A 15,420-nucleotide genomic window follows, 5' to 3' on the forward strand; every position below is an offset into this window, starting at 1 on the left:
TCCATTGTTCCATTTTTAGAACAGTATAGGTCATTTTTGCTCACTACCGCATACGTCGTCCCGGATATAAGCTTATTTACATCAGATACCGATACACAGGAGAAAGCCATGAAACAGATCACAGGAGTCTACACCGCGCCTGCGCAGCATTGGGTAGGCGACGGCTTCCCGGTTCGCTCGATGTTTTCCTATCAGACGCACGGCCAGCAGCTGAGCCCCTTCTTACTGCTCGACTATGCCGGGCCGTACACCTTCCCGGCGGGCAGCGAAAAACGCGGCGTCGGTGAGCATCCGCATCGCGGATTTGAAACCGTCACCATCGTCTACGCCGGTGAAGTAGAGCATCGTGACTCCACCGGACGCGGCGGGGTGATTGGTCCAGGCGACGTGCAGTGGATGACGGCGGGCGCCGGGATCCTGCACGAAGAGTTCCACTCGGAGGCCTTCACCCGCAGCGGCGGCGAGCTGAAGATGATCCAGCTGTGGGTCAACCTGCCCGCGAAAGACAAAATGGCGACCCCCGGCTACCAGAGCATTACCGCCGGGACGATCCCCACCGTGGCGCTGGCGAACGGCGCCGGACAGGTCCGGGTTATTGCCGGCCAGTATGACGACGTCAGCGGCCCGGCCCATACCTTCTCACCGCTTAACGTGTGGGATCTGCAGCTGAATCAGGGGCACGACCTCACGCTGCGCCAACCGGAGGGCTGGAGTACCGCGCTGGTGGTGCTGGAAGGGGAAGTGATCATTAACGGTTCCGAATCTGCTCGCGAAGGCCAGCTGGCCGTCCTGAGCCAGGCAGGTGACGCAGTGCATCTGGAGGCGACCGCCCCGGCAAAAGTTCTGCTGATGGCCGGAGAACCGCTACAGGAGCCGATTGTGGGCTATGGCCCGTTTGTCATGAATAACAAAACGCAGATCGCAGAAGCTGTACGCGATTTTAACAGCGGCCGCTTTGGCCAAATCTAACTGATTGAGGTGAATACTATGTCTACTCCCGCTAACTTTAACGGTGCTCGTCCGGTGATTGATGTTAACGATACCGCAATGCTGTTGATTGACCATCAGAGCGGTCTGTTCCAGACCGTCGGCGATATGCCGATGCCAGAGCTGCGCGCTCGCGCCGCCGCGCTGGCCAAGATGGCGTCGCTTGCCGGGATCCCGGTGATCACGACCGCCTCCGTGCCGCAGGGGCCGAACGGTCCGCTGATCCCGGAGATTCATGAAAACGCGCCGCATGCGAAATACATCGCCCGTAAAGGTGAGATTAACGCCTGGGATAACCCGGAATTCGTCGCCGCGGTGAAAGCGACCGGTCGTAAAACGCTGATTATCGCCGGGACCATCACCAGCGTCTGCATGGCCTTCCCGGCTATCGCCGCTGTCGCCGACGGTTATAAAGTGTTTGCCGTGATTGACGCTTCCGGCACCTACAGCAAAATGGCGCAGGAGATCACCCTGGCTCGCGTGGTACAGGCCGGCGTAGTGCCAATGGATACCGCCGCCGTCGCCTCTGAGCTGCAGCGCACCTGGAATCGCCCGGACGCCGCAGAATGGGCGGAGGTGTACACCAAAGTCTTCCCGGCCTACCAGCTGCTGATCGAAAGCTACAGCAAAGCGCAGGACGTCGTGAAGAATAACGAACAGCTGGATTCCCAGCGCTAAAACGCCCGCCCCGCTGAGCCGCAGCGGGGCATTGTTCATTGCGTGAGCGAACGGCAAAGAAAGAAGAAAATATGCTTGACCGTTTTAACGCAACTCCCTATAGTAGCGCCCCGTTGCCCACCCAAGGTGAGCAGCAAGACAATATGGTGAGGTGTCCGAGTGGCTGAAGGAGCACGCCTGGAAAGTGTGTATACGGCAACGTATCGGGGGTTCGAATCCCCCCCTCACCGCCATATTTTAAGAAGAGCTCGTACGCAAGTACGGGCTTTTTTTTTCGCATGTGGCACCCACCGGGGGGGATGAGAACCCCCGACCGGGGTTCGACAACTGGCAACGCCAGTTGGACAGACCGCGAGCCTGCGAGCGGGCTGCCCCGCAGGGGCGAGCGAAGCGAGTCAATCCCCCCCTCACCGCCATATTTTAAGAAGAGCTCGTACGCAAGTACGGGCTTTTTTTTTCGCATGTGGCACCCACCGGGGGGGATGGGAACCCCCGACCGGGGTTCGACAACTGGCAACGCCAGTTGGACAGACCGCGAGCCTGCGAGCGGGCTGCCCCGACAAAAACGCCGGGAGCGTTTTTGAACAACGCCTGCGTTGGCCCCGCAGGGGCGAGGCCCAGGGATGGGCCGAGTAACGGCGAGCGAAGCGAGTCAATCCCCCCCTCACCGCCATATTTTAAGAAGAGCTCGTACGCAAGTACGGGCTTTTTTTTTCGCATGTGGCACCCACCGGGGGGGATGGGAACCCCCGACCGGGGTTCGACAACTGGCAACGCCAGTTGGACAGACCGCGAGCCTGCGAGCGGGCTGCCCCGACAAAAACGCCGGGAGCGTTTTTGAACAACGCCTGCGTTGGCCCCGCAGGGGCGAGGCCCAGGGATGGGCCGAGTAACGGCGAGCGAAGCGAGTCAATCCCCCCTCACCGCCATATTTTAAGAAGAGCTCGTACGCATGTACGGGCTTTTTTTTCGCATGTGGCACCGCAGACATCCCCGGGGTCGGCAGCAATGCCTCTCCCGGGCTACCAGACCGTACCCGCCAGGTAGCCCGGCTAAGCGCAGCGCCGCCGGGAGGATGCCCAAAAACAACAAAGCCCGGGCTAGCCCGGGCCTTGCTCACAGTATGACGATTAATAATAGGCTTTCAGCGTCCGCTGGCAGAGGGCCGAGCGCACGCAGTCATCGGTGGTGAAACGCACGATGCCGATCATCTCGTCTTCCTCAAAACGCGCCAGCGCATCGCTCAGGCCAGATCTCACGCCAGAGGGCAAGTCGCACTGGGTGATATCGCCATTGACGATGACCGTCACGTTCTCCCCGAGGCGGGTTAAAAACATCTTCATTTGCGCTGCGGTCACGTTCTGGGCCTCGTCCAGAATCACCACCGCATTTTCAAAGGTACGTCCGCGCATATAGGCGAACGGCGCGATTTCCACCTTGCCGATTTCCGGACGCAGGCAGTACTGCATAAAGGAAGCCCCCAGCCTTTTCACCAGCACATCGTAAACCGGTCGGAAATAGGGAGCGAACTTCTCGGCGATATCTCCCGGTAAGAAGCCGAGATCTTCGTCGGCCTGCAGAACGGGACGGGTAACAATAATTCTGTCCACATCCTTATGGATCAGGGCTTCAGCTGCCTTCGCCGCACTGATCCAGGTCTTGCCGCATCCAGCTTCGCCGGTAGCGAAAATCAGCTGCTTATTGTCGATGGCATTCAAATAATGCGCCTGAGCCTCATTGCGCGCCTCAATTGGGGAAGTATCACGGCTGTCCCGCGCCATGCCAATTGCTTCTACGCCACTCATTTGCACAAGCGATGTGACCGATTCTTCTTCACGCTGCTTATGGCTGCGTGAATCCCGTCTCAGCACACGTTTTGCTTCACGACGAGCTTTGATCACTGCTTTTTGTCTTCCCATGGATAGCACCTTGCGTTGTTGGTTTACATCACACGCGTCAACATCGACGCGACTATGCGCACGAACGATTGAGGTTTGGCTTCCTTGTAAGCCATTGCTTGCCGGTAGAACTGACAACGAGTCGCGGCTACGCGCACCGCGTACCCTGCCAAGGTTGTAATAATGCGAAGCGGAGAGAGAAAGAGTAAGAAAATCGCTGCCGGAAGCGGGGCTTCCGTGCTGAAGAGTACGGTCTGAGGTTTTACGTTGTCCGGTACGGGACCTTACCATTCGCGATCTCCATAGTGAAACGTCACACTGCCGGGAACTACCGCGTATGTAATAAGTACATCAAAAAAGATTCTTAATGCAACTTATTTTTCACAATGACGCAACAAATAGTTCTTAAGCAAGTGTAGGAGACTATCGGTCATTTGTATTACAGAAATATAACACATGGCAGGAAATATAAGAAAAATGAGAAAAACAGCAGAAAACGCCCTACCCTTACGGGCAGGGTCGGTATCAGGCCTGCAGCAGCGACTCTCCCAGATAGTGTTTATCATCCACTACGCCGGGTAAAACAAAGAAGTAGCCTCCGCCGATCGGTTTGACATACTCCTCCAGCGCCTCGCCGTTAAGCCGTTTCTGCACCGTCAGAAAACCCTTTTCCAGATCGTGCTGATAGCAAACGAATAACAGCCCCATATCCAGTTGTCCGGCGTTAGTAACCCCCAGCGAATAGCTGTAGCCGCGGCGCATCATCAGGCTGGACTGGGTTTCCGGCGTGCGGGGATTGGCCAGACGAATATGGCTATCCAGCGCAATGACTTCGCCGTTAGGATCTTTACTGTAATCCGGGGTATCGTGTTCGTTTTTCATCCCCAGCGGCGCACCGGTGTGCTTGTCGCGACCAAAGATCGTCTGCTGCTCCTTGAGCGGCGTCCGATCCCAGAACTCCACGTGAAACTGGATAATTCGCGCCGCCTGATAGCTGCCGCCCACGGTCCAGGCCGGCTCGTCCTGATCGGCTGTCACCCACACTACCTTATCCATCAACGCGCTGTCGTGGCTCGCCGGGTTAGCGGTGCCGTCCTTAAACCCCAACAGGTTGATAGGGGTCTCTTTGCCTTTGCTGCGCGCCGCGCTGTCGGAGATAAACCCTTCCCGTTTCCAGCGCACGCTGAGCAGATCCGGCGTATGTTTGATGACATCACGCAGGGCGTGGATCACCGTATCCTGAGTATTGGCGCAGATCTGCAGCAGCAGGTCGCCATGGCACAGCGCGGCATCCAGCGAATCGTTGGGGAAGCGGGTCATCGGCTGCAGCTTTTTCGGTGCTTTATCCGCCAGGCCAAAGCGCTCATCAAATAGCGAATGGCCGACCGAGACGGTGATGGTCAGGTTATCTGGCGCAATCCACGGCCCCAGGATGCCGGAATCCATCGGCGGCAGCCGCGGATTCGGCGTGTCCGGAGCCGGGCCGCCCTGGGTTAAAAAGGCGATACGCTGGGTCAGCAGTCGAAACAGCCGCTCGAGGTCGGCTTTATCAGCCGCCAGCACATCGAAGGCCACCAGCATCATCGAAGCCTGCTGCGGCGTCAGAATGCCCGCCTGATGCCGGCCATAGAATGGCTGCTTTTCCTGGCGCGCGTCGGGTGTGAGCGTCCCCGGGGAACTTTCCGCTTTTGCCGCATGCGCTACCGGGCAGCCGCCGGTGATGGCCAGCGCGCCGCCAAGCGCGCCGATCCCTTTCAGTAAGCGACGACGTGACGGCTCGTTCACGTCGTGGGGTTTCTGCTGTGCCATCGACTTAGTCCAGCCCCAGGATCCCGCGCAGCTGAGCCAGATCTTCCGCCAGGGTGGTGATCGGCCCTTTCAGCGCATTACGGTCGGCGGTGGTCAGCTTATCGTAGGTCTCGAAACCGTCTTTGGTGCGATATTTGCTGAGGATGCTGTCCACTTTCTTAAAGTTGGCGTCCACTTTCGCCAGCAGCGCGCTGTTCTCTTTTTGCAGCTGCGGGCGCAGCAGGTCGACAATTTTCTGCGCGCCGTCAATGTTGGCCTGGAAGTCCCACAGATCGGTATGGCTGTAGCGATCTTCTTCACCGCTGATCTTGCTGGCCGCGACTTCCTCAATTAATCCTGCCGCGCCGCCCACGACTTTTGACGGCGGGAACGCCAGCTCGCTGATACGCTTTTGCAGCTCCAGCACATCGCTGTTCAGCTGATCGGCATATTTTTCCATCCCCTTGACGCTGTTATCGCCAAACAGCGCTTTTTCCAGACGGTGGAAACCGGTAAATTTCGGATCTTCCGCTTTTTTCTCGAAGTCGTCTTCGCGGGCGTCGATGCTGCCGTCAAGGTCAGAGAACAGCTCGGCAATGGGCTCGATGCGCTCGTAATGCTGACGCGTCGGGGCGTACAGCGCTTTCGCTTTTTCGATATCGCCGGCTTTCACCGCGTCGGTAAAGGCTTTGGTGCCGCTAACCAGCTGCGCGGTTTCCGCCGTCACATAGGCTTTATAGGCGGTGATCGCGTCGCCGAGGCTCAGCACCGCATCCGCTTTCGCCGCGTCTTTGGTGGCGGCGCCGGTGACGATCAGTTTGCCTTTCGGGTTGGTGAGCAGGCCACAGGTCATGTCATATTCGCCCGGCTGCAGGTTCGCGGTGAGCTTCTGAGTAAAGCCCGGCGCGATGTTTTCGCGCTCTTCCACCACCATCACCCCTTTCAGAATCTCCCACTCCAGCGCTTTCTGGCTGTGGTTCTGAATAATAAACTGGGTTTTACCCGCGTTAACGGTCACCTGCATCGGCTCGCACTGCTTGTCGTTGACGGTGACTTTGACCTGCGGGATATCCGCAGCCTGAGCACCGAATGCAGAGCTGAGCAGCGCGGCCACGGTCACCCGCAGCGCATTACGGCGAAAATGAATCATCATGATCATCCCTTTCGGTAAGTAGAGTGTCGCTTATAAGCTCGCAGCGCCCGGTCAGGCAGCCCGCGAGGCAGTGGTATTATTCCGCGGCGGCAGGGCAAACAGCACCAGCGCCGGGATCAGATAAAGCAGATAGACAGCCACTTCGCTGACGCTCGGCGTCTCCTGATAGCCGAAGATCCCTTCCAGCAGCGTGCCGAACAGCGTATGCGTCGACAGCACGTTGCTCAGATCGAAGGCGGTATCCTGGAACAGGTTCCACAGGCCCGCCTCGTGGAAGGCGCGGATCGCCCCCGCGGCCAGGCCAGCAGCCACCAGCAGAATAAACAGGCTGGTCCATTTGAAGAACACGCCAAGGTTAAGGCGGATACCGCCCCAGTAGATCAGGAAGCCCAGCACGATAGCGGTGGCCAGACCCAGCAGCGCCCCCAGCGGCGGCCAGATGCCGACATCCTGCTGGAAGGCCGCCAGCAGAAAGAAGACCGACTCCAGCCCCTCACGGGCGACCGCGAAAAAGACCATCATCACCAGCGCCCAGCCGTGGTGATTACCGCGCTGCAGCGCCTTGTCCACGGCCTGCTCCAGCTGCTGCTTGACGTTGCGTGAGACATTGCGCATCCAGAAGACCATCCACGTCAGGATCACCACCGCAATGACCGCGACGATCCCTTCGAACAGCTCCTGTTCACGCTGAGGAAATTCACCGGTGGTTTCGTTGATAAAGATGCCTAAGCCAAGACACAGCGCCGCCGCGAGGATCACGCCAATCCACATCACGCCAATCCAGTTGCCGCGCTGGGTGCGTTTCAGATAGCTGGCGATCAGGCTGACAATCAGCGCCGCCTCCAGGCCTTCGCGTAACATAATGAGAAATGGGACAAACATGCCAATACCCTTAAATGTAAAGCACCGTCAACGAATGCAAAAACAGGTAATATTTATGATAGTGATTATCATTACAATGCTCAGAAACACAAGCGAAATGTGCAGAGAATGATGATCAGTTGTAAATAAATCGCTGACAAATAATGACTTATGAAAATATTCGCCTGTTATGAAGGGAAAGAATAAGCAAAGGATTTTTTACGCCAGATATTTACCCGCCGTAGCGGCTATGGCTAAATGGCGGCCTTATTGACTTGCGAAAAGAACAACATGACTGCATTTTTTCATTTCCTGCTGGCGCTGGCGGTGATCCTCGCCCTGGCCTGGCTTGTCAGCTACGACAGACAAAAAATTCGTATTCGTTATATTCTCCAGTTGATTATTATCGAAATAGCGCTCGCTTTCTTTTTCCTGCACGCCGAAAGCGGCCTGTGGCTGGTAAAAAATATTTCCGGCTTTTTTGCTTCGCTGTTAGGCTTTGCCGCCGAAGGGACCAATTTCGTCTTTGGCGGCATGAGCGAAAAAGGCTTAGCCTTTATTTTCCTCGGCGTCCTGTGTCCGATTGTGTTTATTTCCGCGCTGATTGGTATTCTCCAGCACTGGCGGATCCTGCCGATTTTTATTCGCGTGATTGGCACCCTGCTGTCGAAAGTAAACGGCATGGGTAAGCTGGAATCTTTCAACGCCGTCAGCTCGCTGATCCTCGGTCAATCGGAGAACTTCATTGCCTACAAGGGCGTACTGGGCGACCTCTCCTCACGGCGACTGTTCACTATGGCGGCGACGGCCATGTCAACCGTATCGCTGTCGATTGTCGGCGCCTATATGACCATGCTGGACGCCAAATATGTCGTCGCAGCGCTGATCCTCAATATGTTCAGCACCTTTATCGTGCTGTCGGTAATTAACCCGACGCGGCCGGGCAGCGAGCAGGAAATAAAACTCGAGAAGCTGCATGAATCGCAGAGTTTCTTTGAAATGCTCGGGGAATATATTCTGGCCGGCTTTAAAGTGGCGATGATTATTCTGGCGATGCTGATCGGTTTTATCGCCCTGATCAGCGCCATTAACGCGCTGTTCGCCACCCTGTTTGGTCTCAGCTTCCAGCAGATCCTCGGCTACGTCTTTTATCCGCTGGCGTGGCTTATCGGCATCCCGCTGAGCGATGCGCTAAACGCCGGCAGCATCATGGCCACCAAACTGGTCGCTAACGAATTTGTGGCGATGATTGAGCTGCAAAAGATTGCCGCCAGCATGACTCCTCGCGGGCTCGGCATTCTCTCGGTATTCCTGGTGTCGTTTGCCAACTTTGCCTCGATCGGCATTATCGCCGGGGCGATCAAAGGCCTGAATGAACCGCAGGGCAATATCGTCTCCCGCTTCGGCCTGCGGCTGGTGTATAGCGCCACGCTGGTAAGCCTGCTTTCCGCCAGCTTCGCCGGGCTGGTGCTGTAAAACAAACGGCGGGGCTGCCCCCGCCGTTTACTCAGAACTGCACGCAGACCGGCTGGTCGACACGCATCACCGACTCCTGCGCGAAGCGTGATTTATAGCCCTGGCGCAGAGCCTCAATACCGGCCTCGCTCTGCGCGTCATGCCCATGGATCACCATCAGCGCCTTGCTCTGCTCCCGCACCACCTGACCATTCTGGCCAAGCCACTGGCCGTGGGCATCAAACACCGTCAGCCCGTCGCGAAAGCGCGGCGTGACGTCACGGTCGACAAACTGTTGCCACTCTTCAGCGGTGATGTCTTTCCCCGCCGGGCGGCTCAGACCGAAGTAAAGCGTGGTTTGCACCATGGACTTATCCGCCGGGCAGACGCCGGGCTTCGGCGCGCTGGTCGATGAACTTCCACCCGCCACGCAGCCGCTGAGTAACCCTGCCAGCACCAGCGCCATTGCACCCTGTCTGAACGTCATCTTTGCTATCCTCATTGTTATTAGTCAGGAAATATCAGCGGATTTTCAGATAATTAGCAAGGGTTATAATATTCCGGCACGGCACCAGGCAATAAAAAGCCCGCCAGCGGCGGGCTCGTGAGCATCAGATGATCTTACTCAGCCGTGGCGCGTACCGGCGGCGGCGTATGGTAGTGGGCATCCGCTTCGGCAAAGCGCTGCTGCATGCTGGCCGACGGCGCTTTATCCAGCAGGCTAAAGACCACAATCCCGATGCTGCCGAAGACGAAGCCCGGAATAATTTCATACAGGCCCAGCCAGCCAAACTGCTTCCAGACGATCACGGTCAGGGCGCCAATCACCATCCCGGCCAGCGCGCCGTTACGGGTCATGCGCGACCACATTACCGAGAACAGGACCACCGGGCCAAAGGCGGCGCCGAAGCCAGCCCAGGCGTAGCTCACCAGACCCAGCACGCGGTTTTCCGGATTGGCCGCCAGGGCAATGGCCACCAGGGCAACCACCAGCACCATCATACGGCCCACCCACACCAGCTCTTTCTGACCGGCGTTTTTACGCAGGAAGGCTTTATACAGGTCTTCGGTAATTGCGCTCGAGCAGACCAGCAGCTGACAGCTCAGGGTGGACATCACCGCCGCCAGAATCGCCGACAGCAGGATCCCGGCAATCCACGGGTTAAACAGGATTTGCGCCAGTTCGATAAACACGCGCTCGGCGTTCTGGTTAACCGCGCCCGCCAGGCTCGGGTTGTTATTGAAGTAGGCGATGCCAAAGAAGCCGACGGCCACCGCCCCGCCGAGGCAGAGGATCATCCAGGTCATACTAATGCGACGTGCGTGAACGATGCTGTGGTGCGAATCCGCCGCCATAAAGCGCGCCAGAATATGCGGCTGACCGAAATAACCCAGCCCCCAGCCCATCAGCGAGATAATCGCCACGAAGTTCAGCCCTTTCAGCATGTCGATATTTTCGATGCTCTTCTGCTTAATCACTTCCAGCGAATCGCCAAAGCCGCCGACGGAAATAATCACGATCACCGGGGTGAGGATCAGCGCGAAAATCATCAGGCTGGCCTGCACGGTATCGGTCCAGCTAACCGCGAGGAAGCCGCCGACGAAGGTATAGATAATCGTCGCCGCCGCCCCGGCCCACAGTGCGGTTTCATAACTCATGCCGAAGGTGCTTTCAAACAGACGCGCCCCCGCGACAATTCCTGAAGCGCAATAGATGGTAAAGAACAGCAGAATAACCAGCGCCGAAATAATTCTCAGCACCCGGCTTTTATCTTCAAAACGGCCGGTAAAATAATCGGGCAGCGTCAGGGCGTTATTATTCACCTCGGTATGCACGCGCAGGCGACCGGCCACCAGCTTCCAGTTAATCCACGCCCCCAGCGTTAAGCCAATGGCGATCCAGCTTTCGGAAATCCCGGAGAGGAAAATCGCCCCTGGCAGGCCCATCAGCAGCCAGCCGCTCATATCCGACGCCCCTGCGGAAAGCGCGGTCACAAATGGCCCCAGACTCCTTCCCCCCGAGAATATAATCATCGAAGTTTTTGGTCGAACGCCAGGCAATAAACCCTATCAATACCATACCAAAAATATAAACAATAAATGTCACCAGCATCGGTGTGCTAATAGCCATGCAAAGTCTCCAGAATTTTTATCGACAGCGTCCAACTTCGTCGTTTTTTTCCACTACCGGAACGGGGTAATGGCGCATTGTTTAATTGGGCGACCGTATCCTGACGGAAGCTTCGGTTTTTCACAAACGATTTAACACAGCATTTACACGAAAAACCGACGGCGCAAAACGTCAATTTGTTAGAGGTTGCACTCTCTCACGTTTTTAAAGGTTGCACCAAACAAAAGTGTTAACTCACGCATACAAATACCCTATGAGCCCGGGGTTAAATTTCTGCTATTTTAGGGGTTATTTTTAACAAATTAGCCATTTCACGGCTTCCGTCACAAGCCACAATTAACAAGGTTGCACAAAGTTGCAACATAGTGGATATTTCCATGCAACCGCATAAGCCTAACGATAAATGACAGGAGTTTTGAGCATGGGCACCACCACCATGGGTGTTAAGCTTGACGACGCAACCCGCGAGCGCATTAAATCCGCCGCGAGCCGTATTGACCGCACGCCGCACTGGCTGATTAAGCAGGCCATCTTTAATTATCTGGAAAAACTGGAGAACGACGAGACGCTGCCTGAGCTGCCGGCCCTGCTCTCCGGGGCCGCCAACGAAAGCGATGACGCCAGCGAACCAACGGAAGAGCCCTATCAGCCGTTCCTCGAATTCGCCGAGCAGATCCTGCCGCAGTCGGTGAGCCGCGCGGCGATCACCGCCGCCTGGCGACGTCCGGAAACCGACGCGGTACCGATGCTGCTGGAGCAGGCCCGTCTGCCGCAGCCGCTGGGCGAACAGGCGCACAAGCTGGCGTATCAGCTGGCGGAAAAACTGCGCAACCAGAAAACCGCCAGCGGCCGCGCCGGTATGGTGCAGAGCCTGCTGCAGGAGTTCTCCCTCTCTTCACAGGAAGGGGTGGCGCTGATGTGCCTGGCGGAAGCCCTGCTGCGTATTCCGGATAAAGCCACCCGCGATGCGCTGATCCGCGACAAAATCAGCAACGGCAACTGGCAGTCGCACATCGGCCGCAGCCCGTCGCTGTTCGTCAACGCCGCCACCTGGGGGCTGCTGTTCACCGGAAAACTGGTGTCGACCCATAACGAAACCAGCCTCTCCCGCTCCCTGAACCGCATCATCGGCAAGAGCGGCGAACCGCTGATCCGCAAAGGCGTGGATATGGCGATGCGCCTGATGGGCGAGCAGTTCGTCACCGGGGAAACCATCGCCGAAGCGCTGGCCAACGCCCGCAAGCTGGAAGAAAAAGGGTTCCGCTACTCCTACGATATGCTCGGCGAAGCCGCCCTGACCGCCGCTGACGCCCAGGCCTATATGGTTTCTTATCAGCAGGCGATCCATGCCATCGGCAAAGCCTCCAACGGCCGCGGCATTTATGAAGGTCCGGGTATCTCCATTAAGCTCTCCGCGCTGCACCCGCGCTACAGCCGCGCGCAGTATGACCGGGTGATGGAAGAGCTTTACCCGCGGCTGAAATCGCTGACCCTGCTGGCGCGCCAGTATGACATCGGCATCAATATTGACGCCGAAGAGGCAGACCGTCTGGAGATCTCCCTCGACCTGCTGGAAAAACTGTGCTTCGAGCCGGAACTGGCCGGCTGGAACGGGATTGGCTTCGTGATTCAGGCCTACCAGAAGCGCTGTCCGTTTGTCATTGATTACCTGATTGACCTCGCCACTCGCAGCCGCCGTCGCCTGATGATCCGTCTGGTGAAAGGCGCCTACTGGGATAGCGAAATTAAACGCGCGCAGATGGAAGGTCTCGAAGGCTATCCGGTATACACCCGCAAGGTTTACACCGACGTCTCCTACCTCGCCTGCGCGAAGAAGCTGCTGGCGGTGCCGAACCTGATTTACCCGCAGTTTGCCACCCATAACGCCCATACTCTGGCGGCTATCTACCAGCTGGCGGGCCAGAACTACTACCCGGGCCAGTATGAGTTCCAGTGCCTGCACGGCATGGGCGAACCGCTGTACGAGCAGGTGGTGGGCAAGGTCGCCGACGGCAAACTGAATCGGCCGTGCCGGATCTACGCCCCGGTGGGCACCCACGAGACGCTGCTGGCGTATCTGGTGCGTCGTCTGCTGGAGAACGGCGCCAATACCTCTTTCGTCAACCGTATCGCGGACAATACCCTGCCGCTGGACGAGCTGGTATCCGACCCGGTCAGCGCGGTAGAAAAACTGGCGCAGCAGGAAGGCCAGGCCGGCCTGCCGCATCCGAAAATCCCGCTGCCGCGCGATCTCTACGGCAGCGGCCGGAGCAACTCCGCCGGTCTCGATCTGGCGAACGAGCACCGTCTGGCCTCCCTCTCCTCTTCCCTGCTCAACAGCGCGCTGCATAAATGGCAGGCATTGCCGATGCTGGAGCAGCCGGTGGCCGAAGGCGAGATGCAGCCGGTGGTTAACCCGGCAGAGCCGAAAGATATCGTCGGCTACGTCCGCGAAGCCAGCGACGCTGAAGTGCAGCAGGCGCTGACCAGCGCTATCAACAATGCGCCGAACTGGTTCGCCACTCCGCCGCAGGAGCGCGCCGCCATTCTTGAGCGCGCCGCGGTGCTGATGGAAAGCCAAATGCCGACCCTGATGGGGATCCTGGTGCGCGAGGCGGGTAAAACCTTCAGCAACGCCATCGCTGAAGTGCGCGAAGCCGTTGACTTCCTGCACTATTACGCCGGCCAGGTGCGCGACGATTTCGATAATGAAACTCACCGCCCGCTGGGTCCGGTGGTCTGTATCAGCCCGTGGAACTTCCCGCTGGCGATCTTCACCGGCCAGATTGCCGCCGCGCTGGCGGCCGGCAACAGCGTGCTGGCGAAACCTGCCGAGCAGACGCCGCTTATCGCCGCCCAGGGCGTGGCGATTCTGCTGGAAGCCGGCGTGCCGCCGGGCGTTATTCAACTGCTGCCGGGCCGCGGGGAGACCGTGGGCGCCGCGCTAACCTCCGATGAGCGCGTGCGCGGCGTGATGTTCACCGGCTCCACCGAAGTGGCCACCCTGCTGCAGCGCAATATCGCCAGCCGCCTCGATCCCCAGGGCCGCCCGACGCCGCTGATCGCCGAAACCGGCGGGATGAACGCGATGATCGTCGATTCGTCGGCGCTCACCGAGCAGGTAGTGATCGACGTGCTGGCTTCCGCGTTCGACAGCGCCGGCCAGCGCTGCTCCGCCCTGCGCGTGCTTTGCCTGCAGGAAGAGGTCGCCGATCACACCTTAACCATGCTGCGCGGCGCCATGAGCGAGTGCCGGATGGGCAATCCGGGGCGCCTGACCACCGATATCGGTCCGGTTATCGATGCGGAAGCGAAAGAGAATATCGAACGCCATATTCAGGCGATGCGCGCCAAAGGCCGCACCGTCTACCAGGCGGTGCGCGAGAATAGCGAAGACGCCCGCGAATGGCGTCACGGGACCTTCGTGCCGCCGACGCTTATCGAGCTCGACAGCTTCGACGAGCTGAAAAAAGAGGTCTTCGGCCCGGTACTGCACGTGGTGCGCTACAACCGTAACGAGCTGGACAAACTGGTCGAGCAGATTAACGCCTCTGGCTACGGCCTGACCCTCGGCGTGCATACCCGTATCGACGAAACCATCGCCCAGGTCACCGGCAGCGCCAAGGTGGGCAACCTGTACGTCAACCGCAATATGGTAGGCGCGGTGGTCGGCGTTCAGCCGTTCGGCGGCGAAGGGTTGTCCGGTACCGGTCCGAAAGCCGGCGGTCCGCTGTATCTGTACCGTCTGCTCTCCAGCCGTCCGCAGGACGCGGTTGGCGTGACCTTCGCCCGCCAGGATGCAGAGCGTCCGCTGGACGCCCAGCTGAAAACGCTGCTGGAAAAACCGCTACAGGCGCTGCAGCAGTGGGCCGCGGGCCGTCCTGAGCTGCAGGCGCTGTGCCAGCAGTACAGCGAGCAGGCGCAAAGCGGCACTCAACGCCTGCTGCCGGGGCCAACCGGCGAGCGCAACACCCTGACGCTGATGCCGCGCGAGCGCGTGCTGTGCGTAGCGGATAACGAACAGGATGCGCTGATCCAGCTGGCGGCTGTGCTGGCGGTGGGTTGTGAAGTACTGTGGCCGGACAGCGCCCTGCAGCGCGATCTGGCGAAGAAACTGCCGCGGGAGGTCAGCGAGCGCATTCGCTTTACCAAAGCGGAGCAGTTGCCTGGCCAGGCCTTCGACGCGGTTATCTACCACGGCGATTCCGACCAGCTGCGCGAGCTGTGCGAGCAGGTGGCGGCGCGCGACGGGGCGATTGTCTCCGTGCAGGGTTTCGCCCGCGGCGAAACCAATCTGCTGCTGGAGCGGCTGTATATCGAGCGTTCGCTGAGCGTTAACACCGCGGCGGCAGGCGGTAACGCTAGCCTGATGACCATCGGCTAAAACGGGCTCCCCGGTGGCGCTGCGCTTACCGGGGCTACCTACCACCGCCAAAGGGTAGCCCGGATAAGGTGCGGTGCGCCGCCAT

The 15,420-nt window shown here is 58.6% G+C and carries 9 protein-coding genes, 1 tRNA gene and 1 pseudogene; 5 read left to right on the forward strand and 6 right to left on the reverse strand.

Features of this window, described 5'->3' with window-relative positions; genetic code table 11:
* Positions 1-108: 108 nt before the first annotated feature.
* The 3 genes from ACR809_RS16040 to ACR809_RS16050 all read left to right on the forward strand — a co-directional run bounded on the left by ACR809_RS16040 (position 109) and on the right by ACR809_RS16050 (position 1,898).
* Positions 109-969: a pirin family protein gene (locus tag ACR809_RS16040; RefSeq protein ID WP_004199757.1), complete on the forward strand. Its 861-nt coding sequence runs from the start codon at positions 109-111 to the stop codon at positions 967-969.
* 18 nt (positions 970-987) lie between these two features.
* A complete protein-coding gene (locus ACR809_RS16045) occupies positions 988-1,665 on the forward strand; it encodes an isochorismatase family protein (RefSeq protein WP_002898927.1) in 678 nt (225 codons plus the stop codon).
* Positions 1,666-1,810: 145 nt separating this feature from the next.
* A tRNA-Ser gene (locus tag ACR809_RS16050) sits at positions 1,811-1,898 on the forward strand.
* An 897-nt stretch (positions 1,899-2,795) separates the two neighbouring features.
* Here ACR809_RS16050 and phoH read toward each other — a convergent pair.
* From phoH to efeU, 4 genes are all read right to left on the reverse strand, one after another.
* Positions 2,796-3,584, reverse strand: coding sequence for a phosphate starvation-inducible protein PhoH (gene phoH, locus ACR809_RS16055; protein ID WP_002898923.1), 789 nt, complete (start codon positions 3,582-3,584; stop codon positions 2,796-2,798).
* 504 nt (positions 3,585-4,088) lie between these two features.
* Positions 4,089-5,372 (reverse strand): iron uptake transporter deferrochelatase/peroxidase subunit, encoded by a 1,284-nt coding sequence (gene efeB, locus ACR809_RS16060; protein WP_002898921.1) that lies wholly within the window; start codon positions 5,370-5,372, stop codon positions 4,089-4,091.
* A 4-nt stretch (positions 5,373-5,376) separates the two neighbouring features.
* On the reverse strand, positions 5,377-6,504 hold the full coding sequence (gene efeO, locus ACR809_RS16065; RefSeq protein WP_004157740.1) for an iron uptake system protein EfeO: 1,128 nt from the start codon (positions 6,502-6,504) through the stop codon (positions 5,377-5,379).
* 51 nt (positions 6,505-6,555) lie between these two features.
* Positions 6,556-7,386: an iron uptake transporter permease EfeU gene (efeU, locus tag ACR809_RS16070; RefSeq protein ID WP_002898913.1), complete on the reverse strand. Its 831-nt coding sequence runs from the start codon at positions 7,384-7,386 to the stop codon at positions 6,556-6,558.
* A gap of 270 nt (positions 7,387-7,656) precedes the next feature.
* On the opposite strand from efeU, the gene ACR809_RS16075 reads away from it, so the two are divergent.
* Positions 7,657-8,841: a NupC/NupG family nucleoside CNT transporter gene (locus ACR809_RS16075; RefSeq protein ID WP_002898911.1), complete on the forward strand. Its 1,185-nt coding sequence runs from the start codon at positions 7,657-7,659 to the stop codon at positions 8,839-8,841.
* 31 nt (positions 8,842-8,872) lie between these two features.
* Here the strand turns inward: ACR809_RS16075 and ACR809_RS16080 are convergent, their stop codons facing one another.
* Both ACR809_RS16080 and putP read right to left on the reverse strand, forming a co-directional pair.
* A complete protein-coding gene (locus ACR809_RS16080) occupies positions 8,873-9,307 on the reverse strand; it encodes a DUF3574 domain-containing protein (RefSeq protein WP_004150827.1) in 435 nt (144 codons plus the stop codon).
* A 134-nt stretch (positions 9,308-9,441) separates the two neighbouring features.
* Positions 9,442-10,951: pseudogene (gene putP / locus ACR809_RS16085) on the reverse strand (sodium/proline symporter PutP).
* Between the two features lie 421 nt (positions 10,952-11,372).
* Here putP and putA point away from each other — a divergent pair.
* Positions 11,373-15,335 (forward strand): trifunctional transcriptional regulator/proline dehydrogenase/L-glutamate gamma-semialdehyde dehydrogenase, encoded by a 3,963-nt coding sequence (gene putA / locus ACR809_RS16090; RefSeq protein ID WP_440310704.1) that lies wholly within the window; start codon positions 11,373-11,375, stop codon positions 15,333-15,335.
* The last annotated feature ends 85 nt before the right edge of the window (positions 15,336-15,420 follow it).

This window comes from Klebsiella sp. CD33 (assembly GCF_051992865.1).
GTDB lineage: Bacteria > Pseudomonadota > Gammaproteobacteria > Enterobacterales > Enterobacteriaceae > Klebsiella > Klebsiella pneumoniae.

What these genes read in the sequence shown, in the direction of transcription:
- efeO (WP_004157740.1), bottom strand. Translation starts at nt 6,504, where the DNA reads ATGATGATTCATTTTCGCCGTAATGCGCTGCGGGTGACCGTGGCCGCG.
- ACR809_RS16080 (WP_004150827.1), bottom strand. Translation starts at nt 9,307, where the DNA reads ATGACGTTCAGACAGGGTGCAATGGCGCTGGTGCTGGCAGGGTTACTC.
- ACR809_RS16045 (WP_002898927.1), top strand. Translation starts at nt 988, where the DNA reads ATGTCTACTCCCGCTAACTTTAACGGTGCTCGTCCGGTGATTGATGTT.
- efeU (WP_002898913.1), bottom strand. Translation starts at nt 7,386, where the DNA reads ATGTTTGTCCCATTTCTCATTATGTTACGCGAAGGCCTGGAGGCGGCG.
- efeB (WP_002898921.1), bottom strand. Translation starts at nt 5,372, where the DNA reads ATGGCACAGCAGAAACCCCACGACGTGAACGAGCCGTCACGTCGTCGC.
- putA (WP_440310704.1), top strand. Translation starts at nt 11,373, where the DNA reads ATGGGCACCACCACCATGGGTGTTAAGCTTGACGACGCAACCCGCGAG.
- ACR809_RS16075 (WP_002898911.1), top strand. Translation starts at nt 7,657, where the DNA reads ATGACTGCATTTTTTCATTTCCTGCTGGCGCTGGCGGTGATCCTCGCC.
- ACR809_RS16040 (WP_004199757.1), top strand. Translation starts at nt 109, where the DNA reads ATGAAACAGATCACAGGAGTCTACACCGCGCCTGCGCAGCATTGGGTA.
- phoH (WP_002898923.1), bottom strand. Translation starts at nt 3,584, where the DNA reads ATGGGAAGACAAAAAGCAGTGATCAAAGCTCGTCGTGAAGCAAAACGT.